At 45.0% G+C, this 24,654-nt stretch carries 26 protein-coding genes; 13 read left to right on the forward strand and 13 right to left on the reverse strand.

Translation table 11 applies throughout. The annotated features are described in order from the left end of the window. Positions 1-188 precede the first annotated feature (188 nt). Complete coding sequence (locus ABD960_RS19165; protein ID WP_345333802.1) at positions 189-1,196, forward strand: aspartate-semialdehyde dehydrogenase; 1,008 nt, start codon at positions 189-191, stop codon at positions 1,194-1,196. 72 nt (positions 1,197-1,268) lie between these two features. Here the strand turns inward: ABD960_RS19165 and ABD960_RS19170 are convergent, their stop codons facing one another. Then, complete coding sequence (locus ABD960_RS19170; protein WP_345333803.1) at positions 1,269-1,451, reverse strand: hypothetical protein; 183 nt, start codon at positions 1,449-1,451, stop codon at positions 1,269-1,271. 225 nt (positions 1,452-1,676) lie between these two features. Here ABD960_RS19170 and ABD960_RS19175 point away from each other — a divergent pair, with 225 nt between their 5' ends. Further along, complete coding sequence (locus ABD960_RS19175; protein WP_345333805.1) at positions 1,677-2,456, forward strand: phytanoyl-CoA dioxygenase; 780 nt, start codon at positions 1,677-1,679, stop codon at positions 2,454-2,456. An 81-nt stretch (positions 2,457-2,537) separates the two neighbouring features. Next, positions 2,538-3,101, forward strand: a complete 564-nt coding sequence (locus ABD960_RS19180; RefSeq protein WP_345333807.1) for a type 1 glutamine amidotransferase domain-containing protein — start codon at positions 2,538-2,540, stop codon at positions 3,099-3,101. A 48-nt stretch (positions 3,102-3,149) separates the two neighbouring features. Here the strand turns inward: ABD960_RS19180 and ABD960_RS19185 are convergent, their stop codons facing one another. From ABD960_RS19185 to ABD960_RS19215, 7 genes are all read right to left on the reverse strand, one after another. Beyond that, the gene (locus tag ABD960_RS19185; protein ID WP_345333809.1) at positions 3,150-4,223 is read right to left on the reverse strand and encodes a DUF2157 domain-containing protein; all 1,074 of its coding nucleotides are present in this window, start codon (positions 4,221-4,223) and stop codon (positions 3,150-3,152) included. An 89-nt stretch (positions 4,224-4,312) separates the two neighbouring features. Then, entirely contained in the window at positions 4,313-5,239 is a 927-nt protein-coding gene (locus ABD960_RS19190; RefSeq protein ID WP_345333811.1) for a bifunctional riboflavin kinase/FAD synthetase, read from the reverse strand. A gap of 8 nt (positions 5,240-5,247) precedes the next feature. Beyond that, complete coding sequence (locus ABD960_RS19195; RefSeq protein ID WP_345333813.1) at positions 5,248-5,724, reverse strand: hypothetical protein; 477 nt, start codon at positions 5,722-5,724, stop codon at positions 5,248-5,250. Next, the gene (gene truB / locus ABD960_RS19200; protein WP_345333815.1) at positions 5,711-6,427 is read right to left on the reverse strand and encodes a tRNA pseudouridine(55) synthase TruB; all 717 of its coding nucleotides are present in this window, start codon (positions 6,425-6,427) and stop codon (positions 5,711-5,713) included. Before truB ends, ABD960_RS19195 begins: the two co-directional genes overlap by 14 nt. Positions 6,428-6,499: 72 nt before the next feature. Further along, positions 6,500-7,294: an undecaprenyl-diphosphate phosphatase gene (locus tag ABD960_RS19205; RefSeq protein ID WP_345333816.1), complete on the reverse strand. Its 795-nt coding sequence runs from the start codon at positions 7,292-7,294 to the stop codon at positions 6,500-6,502. Next, on the reverse strand, positions 7,291-7,560 hold the full coding sequence (locus ABD960_RS19210; protein ID WP_345333818.1) for a DUF3098 domain-containing protein: 270 nt from the start codon (positions 7,558-7,560) through the stop codon (positions 7,291-7,293). The genes ABD960_RS19205 and ABD960_RS19210 overlap by 4 nt, the downstream gene beginning before the upstream one ends. A 41-nt stretch (positions 7,561-7,601) precedes the next feature. Next, positions 7,602-8,480 (reverse strand): cell division protein FtsX, encoded by an 879-nt coding sequence (locus ABD960_RS19215; RefSeq protein WP_345333820.1) that lies wholly within the window; start codon positions 8,478-8,480, stop codon positions 7,602-7,604. Between the two features lie 223 nt (positions 8,481-8,703). Here ABD960_RS19215 and ABD960_RS19220 point away from each other — a divergent pair, with 223 nt between their 5' ends. Beyond that, positions 8,704-8,940 (forward strand): hypothetical protein, encoded by a 237-nt coding sequence (locus ABD960_RS19220; protein WP_345333822.1) that lies wholly within the window; start codon positions 8,704-8,706, stop codon positions 8,938-8,940. 6 nt (positions 8,941-8,946) lie between these two features. On the opposite strand, the gene ABD960_RS19225 is transcribed toward ABD960_RS19220, so the two are convergent. Both ABD960_RS19225 and truA read right to left on the reverse strand, forming a co-directional pair. Beyond that, positions 8,947-10,806: an ABC transporter ATP-binding protein gene (locus tag ABD960_RS19225; RefSeq protein WP_345333824.1), complete on the reverse strand. Its 1,860-nt coding sequence runs from the start codon at positions 10,804-10,806 to the stop codon at positions 8,947-8,949. After that, positions 10,793-11,605 (reverse strand): tRNA pseudouridine(38-40) synthase TruA, encoded by an 813-nt coding sequence (gene truA / locus ABD960_RS19230; RefSeq protein WP_345333826.1) that lies wholly within the window; start codon positions 11,603-11,605, stop codon positions 10,793-10,795. The genes ABD960_RS19225 and truA overlap by 14 nt, the downstream gene beginning before the upstream one ends. Before the next feature lie 140 nt (positions 11,606-11,745). Here truA and ABD960_RS19235 point away from each other — a divergent pair, with 140 nt between their 5' ends. Continuing rightward, the gene (locus tag ABD960_RS19235; RefSeq protein ID WP_345333828.1) at positions 11,746-12,216 is read left to right on the forward strand and encodes a DUF4293 domain-containing protein; all 471 of its coding nucleotides are present in this window, start codon (positions 11,746-11,748) and stop codon (positions 12,214-12,216) included. An 85-nt stretch (positions 12,217-12,301) separates the two neighbouring features. Here ABD960_RS19235 and ABD960_RS19240 read toward each other — a convergent pair whose 3' ends face one another. Next, on the reverse strand, positions 12,302-12,823 hold the full coding sequence (locus ABD960_RS19240; protein WP_345333830.1) for an NADPH-dependent FMN reductase: 522 nt from the start codon (positions 12,821-12,823) through the stop codon (positions 12,302-12,304). A 232-nt stretch (positions 12,824-13,055) separates the two neighbouring features. On the opposite strand from ABD960_RS19240, the gene ABD960_RS19245 reads away from it, so the two are divergent. The 7 genes from ABD960_RS19245 to pafA all read left to right on the forward strand — a co-directional run bounded on the left by ABD960_RS19245 (position 13,056) and on the right by pafA (position 20,119). Further along, positions 13,056-13,859, forward strand: a complete 804-nt coding sequence (locus ABD960_RS19245) for a ParA family protein (protein ID WP_345333832.1) — start codon at positions 13,056-13,058, stop codon at positions 13,857-13,859. Between the two features lie 3 nt (positions 13,860-13,862). Further along, positions 13,863-14,777 carry a ParB/RepB/Spo0J family partition protein gene (locus ABD960_RS19250; RefSeq protein ID WP_345333834.1) on the forward strand — a complete coding sequence of 305 codons (915 nt, stop codon included), beginning with the start codon at positions 13,863-13,865 and terminating at the stop codon, positions 14,775-14,777. Between the two features lie 188 nt (positions 14,778-14,965). After that, positions 14,966-15,595: a DUF5683 domain-containing protein gene (locus tag ABD960_RS19255; RefSeq protein WP_345333836.1), complete on the forward strand. Its 630-nt coding sequence runs from the start codon at positions 14,966-14,968 to the stop codon at positions 15,593-15,595. Between the two features lie 98 nt (positions 15,596-15,693). Beyond that, a complete protein-coding gene (locus ABD960_RS19260) occupies positions 15,694-16,368 on the forward strand; it encodes a DUF5683 domain-containing protein (protein WP_345333838.1) in 675 nt (224 codons plus the stop codon). Positions 16,369-16,406: 38 nt separating this feature from the next. Beyond that, entirely contained in the window at positions 16,407-17,171 is a 765-nt protein-coding gene (gene dapB, locus ABD960_RS19265) for a 4-hydroxy-tetrahydrodipicolinate reductase (RefSeq protein ID WP_345333840.1), read from the forward strand. A gap of 9 nt (positions 17,172-17,180) precedes the next feature. Beyond that, entirely contained in the window at positions 17,181-18,284 is a 1,104-nt protein-coding gene (lepB, locus tag ABD960_RS19270; protein WP_345333842.1) for a signal peptidase I, read from the forward strand. Between the two features lie 173 nt (positions 18,285-18,457). Next, positions 18,458-20,119, forward strand: coding sequence for an alkaline phosphatase PafA (gene pafA / locus ABD960_RS19275; protein WP_345333844.1), 1,662 nt, complete (start codon positions 18,458-18,460; stop codon positions 20,117-20,119). Positions 20,120-20,325: 206 nt separating this feature from the next. Here the strand turns inward: pafA and ABD960_RS19280 are convergent, their stop codons facing one another. Continuing rightward, positions 20,326-21,855, reverse strand: coding sequence for a serine hydrolase (locus ABD960_RS19280; RefSeq protein WP_345333846.1), 1,530 nt, complete (start codon positions 21,853-21,855; stop codon positions 20,326-20,328). A 95-nt stretch (positions 21,856-21,950) separates the two neighbouring features. Here ABD960_RS19280 and ABD960_RS19285 point away from each other — a divergent pair, with 95 nt between their 5' ends. Beyond that, a complete protein-coding gene (locus tag ABD960_RS19285; protein ID WP_345333848.1) occupies positions 21,951-24,128 on the forward strand; it encodes a S9 family peptidase in 2,178 nt (725 codons plus the stop codon). 79 nt (positions 24,129-24,207) lie between these two features. Here the strand turns inward: ABD960_RS19285 and ABD960_RS19290 are convergent, their stop codons facing one another. Continuing rightward, positions 24,208-24,636, reverse strand: a complete 429-nt coding sequence (locus ABD960_RS19290; RefSeq protein WP_345333850.1) for a single-stranded DNA-binding protein — start codon at positions 24,634-24,636, stop codon at positions 24,208-24,210. Positions 24,637-24,654 lie beyond the last annotated feature (18 nt).

Genomic DNA, 24,654 nt, shown 5'->3' on the forward strand with positions numbered 1-24,654 from the left:
AAAAATAGAATTGTGATAACATTGGTAAAACGTATTATCAAATGTTATTATCCAAACAATCAGCGTATATGAGTTTTTTTGCTGATATTTGAATTTGTTAACTGACCCAGTTACATTAATTTATTCAACAAACAGAAGATGTTGTGTTGCATCCATACCATCTTCACAAAAACAATTTTTAAAAAACAATGAAAGTCGCAGTAGTAGGTGCCACTGGCTTGGTGGGCACTAAAATGTTGCAGGTTCTTGACGAACGCAACTTCCCGGTAACAGAATTAATCCCCGTAGCTTCAGAAAAAAGTGTTGGTAAAGAAATCACTTTTAAGGGTAAGCAGTATAAGGTGGTTTCTGTTGAGGATGCGATTAAACAGAAGCCGGATCTTGCTTTATTTTCAGCAGGCGGCAGCACATCATTGGCTCAGGCACCTTTGTTTGCCGAGGCTGGTATTACGGTAGTTGATAACTCATCAGCATGGCGTATGGACCCAACTAAGAAACTGGTTGTACCCGAGGTTAATGCCGATACATTGACCGCTGAAGATAAAATTATAGCTAACCCGAATTGCTCAACCATACAAATGGTAGTGGCCTTAAAACCACTGCACGATAAATATAAAATTAAACGCGTAGTGGTATCAACCTACCAATCGGTAACCGGTACCGGTGTTAAGGCGGTTGACCAGTTGTTTAACGAGCGCAATGGCGTTGAAGGCCCGATGGCATATCCGTATACTATTGATCTTAACGTGATCCCGCAGATTGACGTATTTACCGAGAACGGTTATACCAAAGAGGAGATGAAAATGATCCTCGAAACTAAAAAGATAATGGGGGATGACAGCATTAAGGTAACCGCTACCACGGTACGCATCCCGGTTATGGGCGGTCACTCAGAGTCAGTAAACATTGAGTTTGTGAATGATTTTGACTTGGCCGAAGTACGTGAGCTGTTAGCCGCTGCCCCGGGTGTGGTTGTGGTTGATGATACCGCCAACCTGAAATACCCCATGCCGCTTGACGCGCATGATAAGGACGAGGTTTTTGTAGGCCGCATCCGTCGTGACGAAACGCAGGACAATACTTTGAACTGCTGGATCGTATCAGACAATCTGCGCAAGGGCGCGGCTACCAATGCCGTGCAGATAGCGGAGTATTTAGCTGCCAAGAATTTGATTGGAAGCGCTGTAGAGGCGTAAAACCCCTCTAAATCTCCCCAAAGGGGAGACTTGAAAATACATGAAAGGGATAGCCGGTTGGTTATCCCTTTTTTATGCCTCGCCTCTGCGTTTGGCTGCCCAGCGGGTTAGCAAGTGATAGATGCCTACGAACATTACGCCGGCTATAACACTTTTAACAAAGGCTATCAAAAATTTCTGGTCGAAAATAATGGTGTACACACCGGCCATTATAGCGGTGTAGATAATAAACATGATGATATATCTCTTCGTCATGGCAGGGTGATATTGAGCCGCCAAATTAAGAAAGTTTGTAATTACAACGGTTTTTATAACTTAGTATTATGAGAATGGCTCCAATGTTGTTTTAAGCTTACCGCGCTTCCTCGTGCGGTTGTTCCGCGGTTTCTGCCGCGGGAATATTTTTAATGCCCGTAAATTTTTTTTGAAAACTTAAGTAACAGCCTTGTTATCAGGGCTTGTTATTTACAAATTATTAAAATGAACAACGTACTAAGCAAACAACAGACAGACAATTTTATTAACCATGGATATATTCGTATTGACGACGCTTTCTCAAAAACAACTGCCGATGCGGCGGTTGATATTTTGTGGAATGATATTCCGTTTGACAGAAACTCGCCAAACACCTGGACTGAGCCGGTTGTCCGGCTCGGCATGTATAGCCAAAAACCTTTTACCGACTCAGTAAACACCCCGCTTCTATACAAAATATTTGATGAGTTGGTTGGCCCGGACAGATGGCTGCCCTGCCGTAGCGTAGGTACATTTCCAGTGCGGTTTCCATCAAACAAAGAGCCGAATGACACAGGCATGCATGTTGATGTTAGCTTTCCGGGTGCAGAACCGGCTAACTATTTTGAATGGCGATCAAACATTTACTCAAAAGGTAGGGCGTTGCTAATGCTTGTGCTTTACTCTGACGTGGCTGAAACCGATGCGCCTACACTATTACTCGAGGGCTCGCACCTTAATGTTGCGAGAATGCTGCAACCTAATGGTGATGAAGGTCTTAGCTTTATGGAAATAGCCAACCGGCTGGATACTTTACCGATGCTACCGGTAGTGAAGGCTACGGGCAACGCAGGTGCAATTTATTTATGCCACCCTTTTATGGTACACGCCGCGCAAGTGCATTACGGGCGCACTCCAAAATTTATGGCACAGCCCCCTTTATTGTTGCGTGGCAGGTTTGAGGTTTATAGTACCAATAATCCAATGCCGGTTGAGTTGGCAATACAAAAGGCGTTGTCAATTTGAATTCTGTAAAACCATTATCGACCATCGCCTGTAATTACTATAGTTAATTAAGTTTATTACAAATTAAAAAATACAGCTGTTATGGCAAAGTTAAGCAATCGTAAGGTGGCTATCCTTACTGAAGAAGGTTTTGAGCAGGTGGAGTTAACCAGCCCTAAAGAAGCGTTGGAGGCAGCGGGCGCCGTAGTGCACATTATATCACCAAAAAGCGGCAAGATTAAAGCATGGAACCACACCGATTGGGGTGTTGAAGTAAACGTTGATGTGGAACTGAGCAATGCCAGTCCGGATGACTACGACGCGTTAGTACTGCCGGGCGGTGTTTTGAACCCGGATAAGTTGCGCCTGAACAAGGAAGCGGTGGCGTTTGCATCGGCTTTTCTGGATGAAGGCAAGCCGGTAGCGGCTATCTGCCATGGCCCGCAACTACTGATTGAGACGGGCATGATCAAGGGCCGTACGCTAACGTCATACCCATCGTTGGAAACTGATTTGAAGAACGCCGGTGCAGAGTGGGTAGATCAGGAAGTAGTGACCGACAAAGGTTTGGTTACCAGCCGTACACCTGATGACTTGGAAGCCTTTAATCGCAAAACGATTGAAGAAATAGCAGAAGGCATACATGAGGATGCGGTGCAGAGCTAATTGGTAACAGTTCGTTCATAAAAAAAGAGGTGCTTAGCACCTCTTTTTTTATGCGTTTATTACGCCATCATGCTTTTTATCGTCGGCGCTGCGGATGTTCCAGATACGCTCGGCTTTACGGCCAATGAGCCAGAAAGAAAGCCCGAGTATGGCAAAGAATATGGTGTGATCGATATGATCCCACAGGTACTCCACATATTTGGTGTAAATGAATATTAGTAAAAAAGTGATGCCGAACTCTCGGGCAATGGCATCCTTGGTTTTAAGGCCCAACCATAAAAAGCCACCTGCGATAACAGCCGAAATAATACCCCAATAATAAAGACTGATCTGTTTGATTTGGTACCAGGCATCCATACTGCCATAGTTGCCGAATATGCTCAGCATCCACAGGGAAAGAAACAGGTAAAGCAGGCCGACTATGTAAGTAAGTTCCCAAAACCTTTCGAACCATTTTTTTGAACGGAGCAGGTAAACAACCGTTACCAGTACTGTACCAAATGCTACAAAGCGTAGCGGGTAATTCATCCCCAAAAAGTAATTGGCCCAGCGGGTTTGATAACCCGTTTCGGTGCCAAACCAGCTACCCAGCGATATGAGCGCGAACAGCCATATCAGGCTGGAATCCATTCGCCAGGCTAAAAAGCCGTAGATAAATACGGATAGCAGGAAGAGCAGCGAATAATGCCCCGAACCATTATCAAATGTTTTGCCCAGGTAGGCTATGCAGCATGCCGTAAAAAGTACGCCGGTAAATATCAGCGCTTCGTTACTAAAAACCTGTTCGGGAAATAAACGCTCGCGCCTGCGGCCATGGTAATAAAACAAGGCAGCGGCAATGCCGGCAATTATGCTGATAACAATATCCGGGGTGTAATAGAGTTGCTGCAGCCATTCAATTACCGCATCATTTATTATAAGCGACCCAATGGCGATAACACCACAGGCCAACGCTATCCAGAAGGAATATTTGGCCAGGCGCATCCAGTCAAATCCCTTAACCTCGTATGATGAACGGAGTTTTTGGGCGTGGGTATTATCCAGCAGTCCTTCCTTTTCCCAATGGGCGATGGTGCTGTTTAAGAACTCACTTTCCTGTTTATCAAGGTTTAATTTGGGCATTGGTTATCAATTCAATAGCCATGGTATTTCAAATAAATATCAAGGCGGCTAAATGTAAATATATTAATTATAAATACAAACGCGCCGTATTAAGCAAGCAGTTTTAACACCGCTTCCCGATCTTTAGCCAACTGCGCTGTCAGTTCATCAAGCGAAGCGAATTTAACATCGCCCCGTACGTAATGGTAAAAGTCCATTCGTAGCTGCTCGCCGTATATCTCGGTATTAAAATCAAATATATTAACTTCAATATTACGGGTGATACCATTAATGGTTGGGCGCTGGCCTATATAAGCCATGCCTTTGTATTCCTGATCTTTCAGTTTTACCTTAACAGCGAAAATACCATCGGCCGGTATCAGTTTATAGTGTTCTTCTATCAGGATATTTGCCGTTGGATAGCCTATCTTGCGCCCTATCTGGTCACCGCGCATTACCTTGCCGGTTATAAAAAACGGATAGCCTAAAAATGAATTGGCATGTTCAATATCATTATTCAACAGCGCATTGCGTATGCGGGTTGAGCTTACGGCAATATCATCAATATCCTGCTCCGGTATTTCTTCCACATCAAAACCATACAGCGGGCCTAAACGCAGCAGATCAGCCAAACTACCCTGGCGGTCCTTGCCAAAACGGTGGTCATAGCCGATCACAATCTTGCGCGTGCCTATTTTATCCACCAGTATATCCCGTATGTATTCCTCGGCAGATTGATTAGAGAAATCGCGCGAGAACGGGGTGATGATCAGGTGGTCGATTCCCAATTGCTCCAGCAGTTCAGCTTTTTCCTGAATGGTATTAATCAGCTTTAGTGCTTCGTCTTCCGGGTGCAATATCATCCGTGGATGCGGGAAGAAAGTCAGTATCACTGTTTCGCCACCCGATGCGGCAGCCAGTTCTTTTATCCCGGCTATTATTTTACGATGGCCTATATGTACACCATCAAAGGTGCCAATGGTAACCACGGCGTTTTTAATGGCGGTAAATTCATCTATATGATGATAGATCTTCATTTCAATATCTATTGTTGAATGTTAACGGGGTCGACGCGTAAAAGCACGTTACCCTTTGAATTTTCTTCACACAAAAGAACAGATTTACCAAGAAGAACAGAAACGTCTTTCATGTAGATCAATAAAGCATTATGAAATTCAGGGTTAATAATCTCATTAGGGCTTATGTCTACCTCTATTTCATCAGGAGAAAAGAAATATGTTTTTAGAATAGCATTTTCAATTATTACAGATGCCGAGAAAACACATTCCAGTTTACCATCCCAATACATGTTAACCCTTTCCATATTTAGTTGAGCTGCAGATAAGTTGGTGTTATGATCAAAAAATTCTACAATATAATTCTTGTTGACGTATTCAGCCCACATCATCCAATCATTAAGAGTGGTATCTAAAACATAGATATCCCTTAACGAGCCATCTTCAAAATACAACGCTTTCTTAATTGCATTCCAGTTGCTGAATGCTAAATCATTCAGTTTCATTTACAACTTTCAAATCCCTGATAATATTCACCATTTTCATCACCTCACGGGCATCCTCTATTTTAAAATTACCGCTGCGGGTACGGCGCAGGCGCGACAGGTAGGCGCCATTGCCCAGGGCGGCGCCAAAATCGTGCACCAGCGAGCGGATGTAGGTACCCTTGCTGCATACTACCCTGAAATCAACTTCGGGCAGCTCTATGCGGGTAAGCTCAAATTCGGCAATAGTTATCTCACGGGCGCGGCGTTCAACCTCCTCGCCTCGGCGCGCCTTTTCGTACAGGCGTTCCCCGTCAATTTTAATGGCCGAGTGCGCGGGCGGATATTGCTGTATGGTGCCGATAAATTGCCCTAAAGCGGCCTGCATATCTTTAGCGGAGATATCGCTGATGTTGAAAGTCTGGTCAATTTCGGTCTCCATATCGTATGATGGGGTGGTAGCACCCAGTATCATGGTACCGGTATATTCCTTTTCCTCGGCCTGAAAGGTGTCGATCTGCTTGGTCATTTTACCGGTGCAGATGATAAGCAGCCCCGTGGCCAGCGGATCGAGCGTGCCGGCATGGCCCACTTTAAGTTTTAGGGGTTTAAAGGCATTGCGCAGTTTGCCCACCACGTCAAAACTCGTCCATTTATAGGGTTTGTTGATGAGCAACAGCTCGCCTTCGGCAAATTCACTTATATGATTGTAGTTCTCTTTCACGTAATACTATCTAACAAAAATAGCGATAGACAAAACATCCATCGCTATTCATACAAATATCGGTAATTTAAATCAATTAAAACTCAACGGTACTTTAGCTAAGTACAAGGTTATAATTAGCGCCCCTAATACAATGCGGTACCAGCCAAACAAGCGAAAGCCCCGTTTCTCTAAAAAAGTAATGAATGTTTTTATAGCGATTATGGCCACAATAAAGGCCACTATATTCCCTATCAGTAATAATTTAATTGTGGATGCATTTATTAACTGATAGCCTGATAATAATTTATATCCGGTAGCAGCAATCATAGTGGGTACGGCAAGAAAAAAGGAAAATTCAGCAGCTGCCTTGCGCGAAAGCTTTTGTTGCATACCGCCAATAATAGTAGCCGCACTCCTGCTTAAACCCGGGAATACGATAGCGAGCACCTGGTAACATCCTATAAAAAATCCTTTACGGATGTTCACTTCCTTTTCATCGAATATTTCGGGGTTCTTAAACCATTTGTCAACAAACAACAGAACAATACCACCAAAGAACATCACGATAGCGATAAAGATAGGATTGCCTAAATTTTCATCAATAAAATCGTTTAACAGCTTTCCAAATACCAGTGCCGGAATAACCGCAATTGCGAGCTTTATATAAAAGCTCCATTCAAAAAACTTGAAGAATTTTTTCCAGAACAACACAACCACGGCTAATATTGCGCCCAGTTGTATGGCAACTTCATATAGCTTTACAAAATCATCGTTACCAATGCCCATTGCTGCACTGGTTAGTACCATGTGGCCGGTTGATGATATTGGCAAAAATTCGGTAAGGCCTTCAACAATTGCCAAAATAATGGCCTGTATTATACTCATGCCTTGCTTGCCGGTTTACGTAGAATAGCGTAAAACCCTACGCCAAAGCCGGCCAGTACTACTATTGGCGCCACTACAGTTTTGGTGGTGTTGTAAATATCTGTCGTTCCCGCCATCAGCACAAAACCTAAAGCTACAATAGCTATCGCGATGATGAACAGCTTATAGTTATCCTTATTGAAGATGAAGTTCACGGGTGTTTCAGGCTGAACTGTTTTTGCAGTAGCTCTGAAAGTGGTTACCGGTTTTGCTGGTTGTTGTGCCATGCTTTTTTTTTATTATCGTTTTGGTGATTGTAATTGTTGGATTAACGGTACAGCTGATAAATTTTTAACCTTAAAAAGCGGTTAACGGCCAGGTAGGTGCTAAAGCCCGATATAAATACGCCCAGACCTATCACCCCTAAAAATATCAGGCCGAACTCGGTATAATTTTGTAAAACTACCAGGTCGGGTATCTGTACCTGCGCAAAGTATAGCGTGCCCATTAAAATAATGATGGCGATTAAACCACCTAACAAGCCATGCCAGATGCCGTAGATGATGAACGGCTTGCGTATAAATGTTTTGGTAGCGCCCACCAACTGCATTGATTTTATCAGGAACCTTTGTGAATAGATGGCCAGCCTGATGGTATTGTTGATCAAAGCGACTGATACTACCACAAATATGGCAGCGAATGCCAGTATAACCAAGCTGATTGAGGTGATGTTATTATTCATATCATCAACCAGTGATTGCTGATACTTTACCTCCTTAACCAACGGGTTTTTAAGCAGGCTTGCCTTGAACTTTTCGATGCTGGCATTGTTGGCATAGTCGGCCTTTAAATAAACATCCAGCGAGCCCGAAAGGGGGTTGTAGCCTAAAAACTTTACAAAATCCTCGCCCAGGTCTTTTTTCAGGTGCATGGCGGCAAGCTCTTTGGTTACGTACTGGGTTTGTTTAACCATTACGTTGCTTTCCAGTTGTTTTTGCAGCTCAAGCACATCTGGCTCATGGGCCGACTCGTCAACAAATATATTGAGTACGATATTCTCCTTCACATAGCGCGAAAGGTTGTTGGCGTGTACCAGGATCAATCCCAGCAAACCAACCATTAATAATACCATGGCTAAACCAAATACAGTTGATATATATATCGATTTGGTTTTTTGTGCCGATGCGCTTGCTTCAAATTCTTCCATTTATCACTAATAGATTTGAGATGTTTTTACATAGGCAGCATCACAATATTGCGATACCACACTGGCGAAATTAACAAACCCGCTATAAAGGTAAAAGTTTATATGTTATTAAATAAGCTATTACGCTATAACCGGCTGCGTTTAACAAAAATTAACGCTGTGCCGCTATGGTTAATTGCCTGCCCGGCATAAACAATTAATTAATAATGCCTGTTTATAATGCATGACAAAGCCAGCAAACGACCATCAGAAACCTTCACCATCAGACACGCCTACCGACAGGCCGGGCGATAACGGTGGCGAAGCCGTGAAAAAGAAGGAAGACAAAGTATATAAAGGCGATCAGCCTCAACAGGAGAATATTGCCAAGCAACACGAGAAAGAAGAGCAGCCGGTTGATCCTATTAAAAATCCGCCTGCTGAAGAAGGTATGGATAAAGGCCAGGTACAGCCGGACTAATCCGCACTATACAATACCTCGGCTGATGCCTGTGGAATTAATTTGCAGATCGTATAGTTTGCGGTAATAACCGTTCTCAATACGCAATAGCTGCTGGTGGGTACCCATTTCTTTTATTTCGCCATGATCGAGCACGATGATGTTATCGGCATTTTGTATGGTTGATAAACGGTGCGCGATAACGATGGCGGTGCGGCCCAGCATCAGTTTCTGTATGGCATTTTGTATCAGATGCTCAGTTTCAGTATCTACAGACGAGGTGGCCTCGTCCAACACCAGTATAGCCGGATCATACACCATCGCACGGATGAATGAGATAAGTTGCGCCTGCCCGGCTGATAAAGTAGCGCCACGTTCCTGTACGTTGTAGTCATACCCGCCCGGCAAGCGCTCAATAAATTCATGCGCGCCAACGTCCTTCGCGGCGGCAATCACTTGCTCCCGGCTGATGTTGGGGTTGTTTAGGCTGATGTTGTTGGCAATTGTATCGCTAAATAAAAACACATCCTGAATTACGGTAGCAATACGTGAGCGCAGGTAGTTTACTTCATAATCTTTCAGGTTTTGCCCGTCGATGGTTACCTCGCCCTTGCCTATTTCATAAAAGCGGTTAAGTATGTTTATGGTTGATGATTTACCCGCGCCGGTGGCGCCTACCAATGCCAGCGTTTCCCCGGGTTTAACATGGAAGCTGATATCTTTCAGCACCCAGTTCTCGTCGTTATACGCAAACCAAACCTTATCAAAACGGATATCGCCCTTTAACACGGCTGGCTTTAGCGAGCCTATATTTTCGGCTACTTCGTCAGTATCCAGCACCTTGAAAATACGGTCGGCTCCAACCATACCCATTTGCAGGGTGTTAAACTTATCGGCCAGCTGCCTTATCGGCCTGAAGAGTAAGTTTAACAGCGTGATAAAAGCCACAATAGTACCGGTGGTTATACCTTGTTTGGATGCCGAAATGGAGTTGATCTGCTCATCAGTCAATATGCGTTTACAACCGTACCAAACCAGCAGGCCAATGCATACGGCAAACAAAATCTCGATAACCGGGAAGAAGATGGAATACGACCAGTTACTGCGGATATGCGCATCGCGGTGTTTCTCGTTAACCTCATTAAACTTGCGAAACTCCTGCTCCTCACGAGCGAAATACTGTATAATACTAATGCCGGATATATGTTCCTGTAAAAAAGTATTCAATTGTGCTACCTGTGTACGTACTTCCTGGAAAGCCGATTTGATTGCCGCCTGAAAAATAGACGTTGCAAACAGTAGCAGAGGCATCGGCAGCAGGGTTATTAAAGCCAGTTTCCAATCCTGCCATAGCATGTAGCCGATAATGGCGAACAGCAGCAGCATATCGCCCATGATGGAGATCAATCCCTCCGCGAAAATGTCGGCGATGGTTTCCAGGTCAGATACAGTACGGGTAATGAGCATACCGATAGGCGTACGGTCAAAATATTTTAAACGCAGGGTGGTAATATGGTTGAATACATCAATACGCAGATCGCGTATAACCGACTGCCCCAAAGCGTTGGTTAAATAAGTTTGATAATATTGTGCTACTGTTTGCACCAGCAATTGCGCCAGCATGAGGCCAACCATAAAAACCAGCCCGTTATAATCGCCGGTGATGATGTGGTTGTCCAGCGTTTTCTCGATCAGGATAGGCTGAACCAGCGCTATCGCCGCCAAAAAAATGGTAAGTATTATTGAAATTACAAACGTAAGCCGGTACGGTTTAACGTACGTCATTACCCTGCCCAGCAATTTCCAATCAAGCGCTTTTCCGGTAACGCTCCCCCCGTCCCCTGTAGGAGTGGCTTTTGATGATTTGAATATCTTAAACAATTTCATTTGGTGGTTCAATTGGTTTCCCTTCAGGGGTTAGGGGCAAAAACGGATACTTCACTTCGGTTAAATACAAACCACATGCAGGTACAGATGTTCCGGCTTCGCTGCGGTTTTTACTTTCAATTATGGCGCGTACATCTTCCGGCTTAATTGCTTTGCGGCCAACCTGCATCAGCGTGCCCACAATAGCCCGCACCATGTTGCGCAAAAAGCGGTCTGCCGAAATATGGAATACAATGCCGTCGTTTGTTTCCAACCATTCCGCGCGGCTTATTTTACAATTATTGGTTTTTACCTGGGTATTTGATTTACTGAAACAGCTAAAATCCGTATACTCCATTATAATGGCGGCGGCTTCGTTCATCAGCGCGATTTCCGGCCTGTCCTTTATCAACCAGGAGTAACTGTGCTTAAACGGATCTTTTTTAAAATGAATATGATATTGATAAGAGCGCAGCGTAGCATCAAACCTCGCATGCGCATCGTTATGCACCGGTATAATGTTCTTTATGGCGATGTCGCTCGGCAGGATGGCGTTGATGCGAGCCCCCCAACTCCCTGAAGGGGGAGCGGTTGATACTCCCCCTTCAGGGAGTTGGGGGGTAAAATGCGCAAAAAACTCTGTGGCGTGCACACCCGTGTCTGTACGGCCGCATCCGGTAGCCTCAATTGGCTGGCGCAGTACGGTGGTAAGCGCCTTATTTAAAAGCTCCTGCACGGTTACCGCGTTAGGCTGTACCTGCCAGCCATGGTAACGGGTGCCATCATAAGCCAGTTCAATAAAATAACGTTGGGTAGTCACGCCGGCAAAGGTAATAATTGTTTATGCGGATATTGATCTGTACGAAGTAAACTCTTGTTTACAAATAAAACTCAGGCTATAATTAAACAATTTTATCTTTGCTGCGTAGGTTAAACATAACCGGTTCATTTTTACCCAGCATGATACAACGCATACAAACCATTTATCTTTTTTTAGCCACACTGGTACTACTCGGCTTATACCTTTTTCCGTTGGTGAATAACGTAAACGTTAACGGCACCATATCCAACATCAGCATACAGGGCGTATACCAGAGCCTGGCAGACGGACAGCGCTTTTTTATCAACTTTATCGGGATAAAGATCCTGGCAGCACCGGTAGCGCTTTTACCCACGCTAATCATCTTTTTTTATAAAAAGCGTAAGCAGCAAATAGCCTTATGTTACAGCGCCATACTGGTTATAATAGGTTACAGCTTCTGGATGGCGCAAACCGTAAAAGGCGTAGTGCCCGGCGGTTTACAGGTGGAATTCGCTAACATGGGCATCGGTATGTTCTTAAGTTCGATAGCGATCATACTGGTGATACTGGCCGCGCGCGCTATCCGGCGTGATGAAAAGCTGGTACGCTCAGCCGATAGATTACGATAAATATCAAAGCATAAAAAGCGAAGGGCCGGAATACTATCCGGCCCTTCGCTTTGCTATCAACCAAACTCAGGTTTATAAATCCGTATCAGTACTTAATAAACTTGTCCAATTGCTCTTCGGTATACTTTATCGTATCAGCATTAAACAGGTTGCCTTCGGTATCAAATTCTTTACTTATTAACGGTATGTGCAATTTTAACGGCATAACGTGCAGGTGCATATAGTTGCAAACGCCGGTAAAATGATCAACCCCGCGAATGTTGCCATACTTGCCCGATGATACGCCAACCAGCGCGGCTTTCTTCTCATAAAAGCTATCGGGCCAGGCGCAGGCATCAATAAATACCTTTAATATACCCGGAAAACTGCCATTATATTCGGGGATGATGAAGATGAATTTTTGAGTTGCGGTTACTAACTCCTGGATAGGTTTAAACGCCTCGCTGCGCTTACCATACAAATCGGTAGCGATCAGGGTTGGCGGCAGCGCTTCCAGCGAAAAAACCTGCGCCTGTTGGCCTTTTTCAGTAAGGCGTTTTTTGTAATATTCAGCCAGTTTTAAAGTGGCGCTACCCTCGCGGTTTGTTGATGATATAATGGTGATCACGGTATACTGATGCTGTGTTAATGATGCCTTAAATAACTGATGGTTTTGTGCTTAAATCAGCGCGTTTTTGGCATCAATATGTTAAATATTGTTTGTAAGTTGGCATTTACTGTGGATTTCTGATAGTTTTTATTACTTATCTTAGCATCCGGTAAAAAACCGTTTACGAAGGTAGAATTTATGTAGCTATTCTTCGTTATTATAAGTCTTGATTGTAAAGGAAAAATAAAGCATGAGTAAAATAATAGCTTTGGCCAACCAAAAGGGTGGCGTGGGTAAAACCACCTCATCCATAAACTTGGCCGCGAGTTTAGCTGTACTTGAATATAAAACCCTTCTGGTTGATGCCGACCCGCAGGCCAATTCTACATCGGGCATTGGCTTTGACCCGCGAAACATAAAAGCCAGTATATACGAGTGTATCATTAATCAGATAGACCCGCATGAAGCGATCCAGAAAACGGATACGCCGAATCTTGATCTGTTACCGGCGCATATTGACCTGGTAGGCGCCGAAATTGAAATGATCAACCTGACCGGCCGCGAGTATAAAATGAAGCAGGTGCTTGACAGCGTGCGCGACGAGTATGACTTTATCATCATCGACTGCTCACCGTCATTAGGCCTCATCACCATCAACGCCTTAACCGCTGCCGACTCGGTAATTGTACCGGTACAGTGCGAGTATTTCGCTTTGGAAGGTTTGGGTAAATTGCTGAATACAATTAAGATTGTGCAATCGCGTCTGAATACTACTTTAGAGATAGAAGGTATTTTGCTTACCATGTATGATGTAAGGCTGCGCCTGTCAAACCAGGTGGTTGAAGAGGTGCGTACCCACTTTGAGGATATGGTTTTTGATACTATTATTCAGCGCAACACCCGTTTGAGCGAGGCGCCGAGCTTTGGCGTATCGGTAATTATGCACGATGCCAATTGCAAGGGTGCCATTAACTACCTTAACCTGGCCCGCGAGATTGTAAAGAAAAACGGCCTGGTAAAAAGCAAACTTCAGGAAACAACGGAGACGATATAATACATGAGTGCAGAAAAAAGAAAGGCCCTGGGCAAAGGATTAAGTGCGCTGCTGAACGACTCTGTTGATGTACTTCCGAACAAAAATAATAATAACACCCGTACCACGCAGCCATCAGAGGCGGGCGGATTAGGATCTGTTAACGAAATAAAGATTGACCAGATAGAGGTTAACCCCTATCAGCCGCGTACCGAATTTGATAGCGAGGCTTTGGCCGAACTGTCGGACTCGATTAAACTGCAAGGGCTAATTCAGCCTATTACCGTGCGCCAGGCAGGGCACAACCATTACCAGCTCATTTCGGGTGAACGCCGTTTGCGTGCATCAAAAATGGCCGGTTTGGTTAGCATCCCCGCTTATGTGCGTACCGCTAACGACCAGCAGATGCTGGAGATGGCGCTCATCGAGAACATTCAGCGCGAAAACCTGAACGCCATAGAAGTGGCCTTGAGTTTTCAACGGATGCTTGACGAGCTGGATCTAAAGCAGGAAGAACTTGGAGATCGCGTAAGCAAAAACCGCTCTACCGTTACTAATTACCTGCGGTTGCTTAAGCTACCGCCAGCCATTCAGGTATCATTACGTGATGGCGATATTACCATGGGGCATGCCAAGGCACTTATCAGTGTAAACGACCCGGTAAAACAGCTGTATTTTCACCAGCAGATCATCAGCCATGATTTATCGGTACGAAAAACCGAGGAAATGGTGCGTGAGGCGCAGCGCAATACTGTTAAAAAAGAAGGCAAGCAACCGGAGCCATTGAGCTTCCAGGTGCAGAAGATACAGGACGAACTGGCCTCGAAATTCAGTACCCGTGTTAAACTTAAAATGAATACGCAGGGCAAGGGCAGTATCGAAATACCTTTCCTGTCCGAAGACGATCTGAACCGCATACTTGAAATGCTGGATTGGTAAAGCAATAAGGATATTACAGTAAAAAAATTAATAGATAAAAAGGCTGATTGTGAAATCAGCCTTTTTCGTATGTGGTGATCTAAGCAATGGGCTTTGTAAAGATTAATATATCGCAATAAATCGTTGTTTTTTTTGTTCTTATCGAAATATGTAGCAGTCCATCAGCTATAATTTCAATCTGAACCATAATGTATAAAACAATCGTTTTCACTATTCTGCTGGCCGGTGTGTTATCGTCGGCTGAAGCCCAGCAAACACCCGTATCAACAAACCTCAGGGCGGTTACCCGCGGCATTACTGTACACAGCATTCCGGATACATTGCACAGTCCGCGCAAGGCGGTTACACATTCATTGGTGATACCGGGCTGGGGTCAGTTATATAACCATAAATGGTGGAAAATGCCTGTAGTGTATGGCGGTTTGGGTCTTATCGGCTCCGCTATCATATTTAATCAAAGGTATTATAATCAGTTTCTCACTATAGCCAGGTACCGCCGTAGTGGAGAACAACCGTCGCCAGAAGATAAATATTATAAGGAATATAAGGCACTTAAAGATAGATCAGCAAGCGATACTTATGTGGAAAACGCCCTTAACGGTTATCGCCGTAACCGCGATTTAGCCATATTAGGTATGCTGGGCGGTTGGGGTATACAAATGATTGATGCATATATCGACGCCAAATTCATTCATTCTTACAGTATAGACGATAATTTATCTTTTGACGTCCGTCCATCACTGATAACTCAATCAATGTATGCATCAAGAATAAGTGCGCAGTTCATCCCCTCTTTGAAATTTACCGCTGCCTTTTAACAACTGCTGCAATAATTACTTATTTTTTAGGTTGATAGTAAGCGGCGGTTACAATTTATTTTTAGATAATGCCGCACTATTTATAGATTTGACTGATAATGTATAAAGTGCTGTTTATCCTTTTCCTGCTTGCCGGCCTTACCACAACGGTACAGGCGCAAAATCCTGACACAGCCGGCGTGGCTAAACCTGCTGATACCGTCAAAGTGAAAAAGGAACCAGTTCGTCCGGCGGCGAAACCCGCCGCGGTTAGGGATAATGTTAAAAACAGGCCCGATACTACGCACAGCCCGCACAAGGCTGTTATTCGCTCGCTTATCATACCCGGCTGGGGGCAAATATATAACCGCAAATGGTGGAAAGTGCCCATTGTTTACGGCGGTTTAGGGCTTATTGGCTCTGCCATTATATTCAATCAAAACTATTACAGTCAGTTTTTAACCATAGCGCAGTACCGACGCCGAGGCGAGCAACCCGCACCCGGTGATAAGTACTATACCGAGTATCAAGCTTACAGTACCGCGTCTGACACATTTATTGAGAACGCTGTAAACAGTTATCGCCGTAACCGCGACCTGGCCATATTAGGTATGCTGGGCGGCTGGGGTATACAAATGATAGATGCTTATATTGATGCCAAATTCATACACTCCTATAGTATGGATGATAACCTGTCGTTTAAAGTGCGCCCGGGTTTAATAGGGCAGCCTATGTATGCCGGTAATTTTAATACTGCATTTGTTCCGGCTGTAAAAGTTACCTTTACCTTTTAAATGCTAACTTAACGGCAAAATATATCACCAATACACAAATGAAAATTGCGCTATTAGGCTACGGTAAAATGGGTAAGATAATCGAGAGGATTGCTACCGACCGTAAGCACGAAATTGTTTTAACAATAGACCACGATAACCTTCACGAGCTGACTGTTGAAAACCTGCAAAAGGCAGATGCCGCTATTGAATTTACCACCCCCGGATCGGTACTCCGCAATATTGATACGTGTGTAGCTGCCGGCGTACCGGTAATTGTAGGCACAACTGGCTGGTATGATCATATTGCAGAAGTAAAGGATAAATGTCTGCAAGGTAACGGCGCGGTTATGTATGCCTCGAATTATAGTGTTGGTGTTAACATATTTTTTAAGGTTAACCAGATGCTGGCCAAAATCATGAACAATTATCCGTACTATGATGTGCAGGTAGAGGAAATACACCATACGCAGAAACTTGATTCGCCAAGCGGAACGGCCATTACTATTGCCGAGGGGATATTGGATAACGTTGACGGCAAAAAGGAGTGGGCCAATATATTGATATCTGAGGACCCGGCCGAGCAAACTGATGAGGCGCTTAAACCTGAGCAATTGCTTATCGAGTCGCACCGTATTGATAGCGTGCCCGGTACTCACACCGTAATTTACGATTCAGAGGTGGATACCATAGAATTTAAGCACACAGCGCACAACCGTAACGGTTTCGCGCTGGGCGCGGTATTGGCCGCCGAATGGCTGCAGCACAAAAAAGGTTTTTACACCGTGCATGACATGTTTAACTTTGATATTAATCAGTTATAATCATTAATAATGAACTGGAGATTCTGGAGAAAGAAAGACTCAAAAAAGAAAAAAAGCGCTACCCGCGAGTGGGTCGATGCCATATTATTTGCGGTAATTGCTGCCACCCTGATCCGTACTTTTTTTATTGAGGCGTACACCATACCAACCCCGTCAATGGAGCGGTCGTTACTGGTGGGCGACTTTTTATTTGTGAGCAAGGTAAATTATGGCGCGCGTATGCCTATTACGCCGGTATCATTCCCGTTTGCACATCATACCATGCCAATTTTAGGTACTAAAGCTTACTGGGATGGTATAAAATTGCCTTACTACCGCCTGCCCGGGTTTCAGGAAGTTAAGCGCGGCGATGTTGTGGTGTTCAATTATCCGATGGAGGCCGATTCGCCTTATTACCGGCCGGTTGACAAGCGCGAAAATTATATAAAACGCTGCCAGGGTGAGCCTGGTGATACATTGGCCATACTTAACGCGCAAGTTTATGTAAATGGCAAAATGGCGCCTAACCCTCCCGAAGGGCAAACCGACTATAACGTTAGTACCACCAGTGGCGGCGAGTATAATCCGGATGTTTATAAGGAGTTACATGTATCAGACTATAACGGTAACGGGCAGTTAACCATGACGGCAGACGCCGCCAAAAAATTACGCACTTATCCCGGTATAAAAGCGGTAACACCTAACATAGCGCCGCGTGATTTTGAGTACCCTTTTGAAGAATTAGCCATGTATCCGCATGATAAGCGGTATAAATGGAATGTAGACAATTACGGCCCCATCATCATCCCTAAAAAAGGATGGACGGTTAAGCTGGACAGCCTGAACATCCCGATTTACGAGCGCGTAATACGCGTTTACGAGGGCAACCAGGTGCAGGTAAGCAGTAACGAGATCACCATCAATGGTAAAAAAACCGATAGCTATACCTTTAAAATGAATTACTACTGGATGATGGGCGACAACCGCCACGACTCGGCCGACTCACGCTACTGGGGTTTTGTGCCTGAGGATCATATAGTGGGTAAGGCCCTGTTCGTTTGGATGAGCTGGGACAGCAACGAATCATTCTTCAGCAAAATACGCTGGAGCCGCTTGTTCAGAGGCGTAAAATAATACTCCATGATTTAGAAATTCAGGCCCCGTAGATCAACTCTGCGGGGGCTTTTTTACCCCACCTAAATCCTCCTCGAAGGGAGGATTTAGGTGGGGTTTGTAACATTCTCATAAATCATATTGAGTTTACATTCGGTTTTTCATATTTGCAGTTGTTAACTAAGCAAATAGTAATGAAATATAAATTTCTCTTCTTGTTATTCTGCGCGGCGGCTGTAACCGGTTCTGTATCGGCACAAAAAAAAGCGGCAGCCCAACCTGCGTCAGGTAATGATGTTGCCCGCCCTAAACTGGTGGTAGGCATAGTGGTTGACCAAATGCGCTGGGACTACCTGTACCGCTATTACAGCCGCTATCAAAACGGTGGTTTTAAGCGTATGCTTAATGAGGGTTTTACCTGCGAGAATACCGATGTTGATTATCTGCCAACCTTTACCGCTCCGGGGCATAGCTGTGTGTATACCGGCTCGGTACCATCCATACACGGCATAGCGGGTAATGATTTTATTGTTCAGGCTACCGGTAAATCCATGTACTGTACAGAGGATTCGACCGTAAACACCGTAGGCAGCAGCTCAAAGGCAGGCCAAATGTCGCCACGCAATTTACAGGCCAGCACCATTACGGATGAATTGAAGCTGGCTACAAATTTCCGCTCGAAAGTTATCGGCATAGCTATAAAGGACAGGGGTGGTATTTTGCCAGCGGGCCACGCAGCCGATGCGGCTTACTGGTTTGATGATGCCAGCGGCAACTGGATAACCAGCACCTATTATATGAATGATCTGCCGGCATGGGTAAAAACCTTCAACGGGCAAAAGCTGGCCGAAAAATACCTGAAGCAGGATTGGAATACCCTGTACCCGGTAAATACCTACGTACAAAGCTCGCCGGATAACAGCCCGAAATATGAAGGTAAATTCAGCGGCACCGAGGCGCCGGTTTTCCCTATTAAAACATCACAATTGTATAAAGGCAATGCAGGCATGATACGCTCAACGCCTTATGGTAACTCTTTTACGCTGGATATGGCCAAAGCCGCCGTTACCAACGAGCAATTAGGCAAAAACGTAGTGACCGATTTTTTAGCCGTGAGCCTTTCATCAACGGATTATGTTGGCCACCAGTTTGGTCCTAACGCGGTTGAAACGGAAGATACCTACCTGCGTTTGGATAGGGATTTGGCGGCTTTCTTTACCTTTTTAGATGGCCAGGTGGGTAAAGGCAATTATACCGTATTCCTTACTGCCGACCATGCTGCGGCGCACAACCCTACTTTCCTGACTGACCATAAAATACCGGGTGGTAACTGGAATGAGGGCGCTACCGAATTAAACAAGTTTTTAAAAGATAAATACAAGGCTGATAAAATTGTATTGAGCCTGAGTAATTACCAGGTAAACTTTAATTACAAGGTGATAAATGATAACAAGCTGAACGAGGAAGAACTGAAAGCGGATTGCATCAAATTCCTGCAAAAAGACCCGGATGTGCTGTATGCAGTTGATATGACCAAAGCTGCGGTAGCCAACATCCCCCCCCACCTGCGCGAGCGCGTAATAAACGGCTACAGTAAGGAGCGCAGCGGCGTAATACAGATCATGCTGAAGCCGGGTTATTTCTCCGGCGGCCGTACGGGCACAACACACGGTACCTGGGCGCCGTTCGATGCGCACATACCATTGGTATTCATGGGCTGGGGCGTTAAACACGGCAGCCTTACCCGTCAAACCCACATGACGGATATTTCGGCTACTATAGCATCCATGCTGCGCATCCAGCAACCAAACGGCTGCATTGGGCAACCTATACCGGAACTGATGAGTGGAAGATAGTAGAAGAGAGTCCGAAAGGCGGGAAGTCCGGAAGTCCGAAAGAAAAGGTTAAAGACGTCGAGTCCGAAAGTCCAAAAGGAACTTCACAAAAAAATGGCCAGGCATATCGCTTGGCCATTCTTGTTTATATTTTAATCGGGATAATGAAGCCTGCTATTAAACAAAGCTTTTCATCTTCCGGACTTCCCGCCTTTCGGACTCTCTGCTTACTGCCTCTTAAAATCATAAGCGCCCATCTCCACAAAGTCGGCTACTTTTAGTTTAAAGCCGGTTACCTTGCCGTTTTGCACTGTAAAGGGGAATATAGCCTTGCCCAAAATCGGGTCGCTAAAGGTTACATAGAAACGGTTGCCACCTAACGGTTGTAAGCGGGCATACATTTTAGGGTGATGCTCAAAGCGCATGGTCAGGTCGTTATTGTCGCCGCGCTCAACGTTTACGGTGCCGTAGAGCTGATTGGTGAATTTACCCTCGTAATAACTTAATGATAGTGCCGGGCGTAGGTTAAGCGCCACACTATCACGCAGCTTTTTGTCTACGGCAAGTTGTTCGGCAGTATAGTTTCTGAATTCCTTTAGGTAAGCATCGCTGTAATTGCGGTACGGTAGTTTAAAGTAAGCGTCCAATATCTCCCAGCGCAGGGCTTCGTACAAATTATTCTGATCGGTATTGGTGAGGATCACTACGCCCAAGTTTTCTTCGGGCACCAGCGTAACTGACGATACAAAGCCGTTTACCCCACCGTCATGCATAACCAAGCGGTGGTTATGGTAATCTTGCAAAAACCAGCCTAGGCCGTATAGCTGAAAATTTTTGGTACCGTCCAGGTGTTCGGCAGTGCCCACAATATCCTGTGGCTGGCGGGTGGCATCAATGGCGGCTTTAGCAATTACTTGCTTGCTGCCTACCTTACCATCGTTCAGTAAGGTCATTACCCATTTGCCCATATCAGCGGCTGTCGAACTGATTGCCCCGGCAGGCGCCATATTATCAAGGTTGGCATACGGTATGGCTAACAGCCGGTTATCGGTTATAGTGTGCCCGGCAGCGCGGTTAAAGGCCTTTGTCATGGCTACGCTAAGGCCAAGGGTGTTGCTCATGCCCAGCGGCGCAAATATTTTTTCTTTCAGGTAGATGTCCCAGTTCTGGTCGGCAACCTTAGGGATGATCTCTCCGGCGGTTAAAAAAGCCGAGTTGGTATATCCCCATGTGGTACGGAAGCCGTACGGCGCTTTCATCAGTGTCATCTTGCTCATTACTTCGCCGCGGGTAAGGTTGGTGTTGTAAAATGTAAAATCGCCCTGGAAGGTTTGAAAACCCAGGCGGTGGCAAAGCAAATCGCGTATGGTAAGCAACTCGGTAGCGGCCTTGTTGTCCAGCTTAAAGTCTGGCAGGTATTTGGTCACCTTATCGTTCAGCGAGAGCTTCTTATCCGCAGCCAGCATGGCAAGTGCGGTGGCTGTAAAGGCTTTGGTATTGCTGCCAATCATAAACAGGGTGTTCTCGTCAACCTTATTATTCAATCCCAGCTCCTTGATGCCAAAGCCTTTTACAAGCACAATGCGGTTATCTTTTACAATGCATACGGCCGCGCCCGGTATGCGCCAGTTGGTTAACGCGCGGTTGATGTACGCCTGAAGGCTATCCGCTATAAATTTGCTGCGGTTAGCATTTTGTGCCAGACTGATATTATTTAATAAAAAGAGCGTAATAATTAGGGGGAGTATTTTTTTCATTACAGATATAAGCGGCTTTTTATAAAAACACTAATTTAACGCAAAAATTAAAAGGGCATTACCCGATTTAAATTAATTGACCAAACAAAACTTACATGAAGCGTAAATTTTACTATTTACCCGTTGTGTTTATGGCGTTTATACTGTCGGTAGCATGGCAGGGCGCACAGGCACAATTCGGGAGCGGCACTAACTGGGCTAAGGACGGATACCGTTATTACAAAACTTTTGAGGGTGGCATTGCCGAATTTGACGTGCGTGATGCCAATAAGAAAACGGTAATAGCCACCGCGCAGGACCTTACCCCCGCCGGGCAAAAACCTATCAGCATCCGCCGGTTTAAAATTACTGACGACGGTAAAAAAATACTCATCAACACCAACACCAAACGTGTTTGGCGTTATGATACCCGCGGCGATTACTGGGTGTATGATGTTGCCGCAAAAAGCCTGAAGCAATTAGGCAAGGGTAAACCGGAATCATCATTAATGTTCGCTAAATTCTCTCCGGATGCCAGCAAGGTAGCTTACGTAAGCGGCCATAATGTGTATGTAGAAGACCTGGCTACCAACACCATCAAGGCGCTTACTACTGATGGTACCGACCGTTTGATTAACGGTACTTTTGATTGGGTTTATGAGGAGGAGTTTGACTGCCGGGATGGTTTCCGCTGGTCGCCTGACGGTAAATCAATCGCCTACTGGCAAATTGATGCCCGCAAGATAAAAAACTACCTGATGCTGAACACAACCGACAGTATGGTGTACTCCTATGTAGTGCCCGTTGAATATCCGACGGCGGGTCAGGACCCAAGCTCATGCAAGATAGGTGTGGTTGACATTGCTACCGCGCAAACTAAATGGCTTAACATCCCGGGCGACAACGTGCAGCATTATATTCCGCGTATGGAATACACCAGTAACCCGGATGAAATTATCCTGCAGCAGCTTAACCGCGCTCAAAACGAAAGTAAATTATATGTAGCCAAAGTATCGAGCAACACAGCAAAAGTTATCTATAACGAAACGGACAAAGCCTGGATCAATGCTAAAGAAGAGGCTACCGGCTGGGATTGGCTGAACAAAGGCAAAGAGTTTGTTTGGGCCAGCGAGAAAGATGGCTGGAACCACCTGTACCGTATCGGGCTTGATGGTAAGCAAAAGCTAATTACTAAGGGTAACTATGATGTTATGAGCGTATCGCTTATTGATGAACCGTCAGGCTTTATTTATTTCATTGCTTCGCCTGACAACCCTAACCAGGCTTACCTGTACCGCGTTAAGCTAAGCGGTGGCAAGGCTGAGCGATTAACCCCTGCAGATCAATCTGGCACGCATGGCTATGCCATTTCGCCGAACGGCACCATGGCTATGCACAATTTTTCTAATTCCAACACGCCTTACCAGAGCGAAACCATTAGCCTGCCCGATCATAAGCACTTAACAGGCAATGCTATTAAACCGGTAACCGATGCCAAAAACCCAGTTGAATTCTTCACGGTAAAAACATCTGAGGGCGTTGATATTAAAGGTTGGGTAAAAAAGCCTAATAACTTTGATCCGACTAAAAAATACCCGGTTGTATTTTATGTTTATGGCGAACCGGCTTCACAAACAGCTAAAGATGTGTACGGCGCCGGCCATAATGGTATGTACACCGGTGATATGGCTGCCGACGGCTATGTGTATATCTCAATGGATAACCGTGGTGCACCGGCTCCGCGTGGCCGTGAGTGGCGCAAGGCTATCTATAAAAACATCGGTGTGCTGAATATCCGCGACCAGGCGCTGGCGGCAAAAGAAATATTAAAATGGAACTACATCGACAGCAGCCGCGTGGCTGTTTGGGGATGGAGTGGTGGTGGTTCATCAACATTAAACCTGATGTTCCAGTATCCTGAAATCTATAAAACCGGTATAGCGGTGGCAGCCGTAGGCTACCAACTTACTTATGACAATATTTACCAGGAGCGCTACATGGGCGTTCCAACTGATGATGCCGGCCGTGAGCCGTTTATAAAAGGGTCGCCTATTACCAACGCCAAAAACCTGCAGGGTAATTTATTGTACATTCATGGCACAGGTGATGATAACGTGCACTACAATAACGCTGAGTTGCTGATAAACGAGTTAATTAAATATAACAAGCAATTCCAGCTAATGTCGTACCCTAACCGTACACACTCTATATCAGAAGGGCCAGGTACCGGGTTGCACCTGCGTACGCTATATACCAAATACTTAAAGGAGCATTGCCCTCCGGGTGGCAGATAGTAGCCAGCCTTTTACATAATAAAGCCCGGTTGTGCAATACAGCCGGGCTTTCTCTTTCTAATAATAAGTTTATTGCTGGTCAGAAAGGCAGATCGTCCGTTTCGTCAGCAGTATTGTAATCGGCGGCGCCATCTGTTTTAATTGCGCGTCCGTTGGCCTGGTTGTCCGTTTCAAAATCACTTTTGCGACCAAGCATGGTAAAGTTTTCGGCCACTACCTCAGTAGTGTATTTTTTTATGCCCTCCTTATCCTCAAAAGAGCGGGTACGCAGCTTTCCTTCTATGTAAACCAGCTTGCCCTTTTGCAAATATTTTGCAGCCACGTCGGCAAGGCTTCGCCACATAACAATGTTATGCCACTCTGTTTGTTCAATTTTTTTTCCGTCTTTATTAAAGGTTTCGGAGGTGGCAAGGGGGAAGCTTACTACTGATACACCTCCTTCCAAATATCGTATTTCGGGGTCTTTACCTAAATGCCCAATTAGTATTACTTTGTTTATTCCAGACATGGTTTAAATTAACGCAAA

Source organism: Mucilaginibacter defluvii (assembly GCF_039543225.1).
Classification (GTDB): domain Bacteria; phylum Bacteroidota; class Bacteroidia; order Sphingobacteriales; family Sphingobacteriaceae; genus Mucilaginibacter; species Mucilaginibacter defluvii.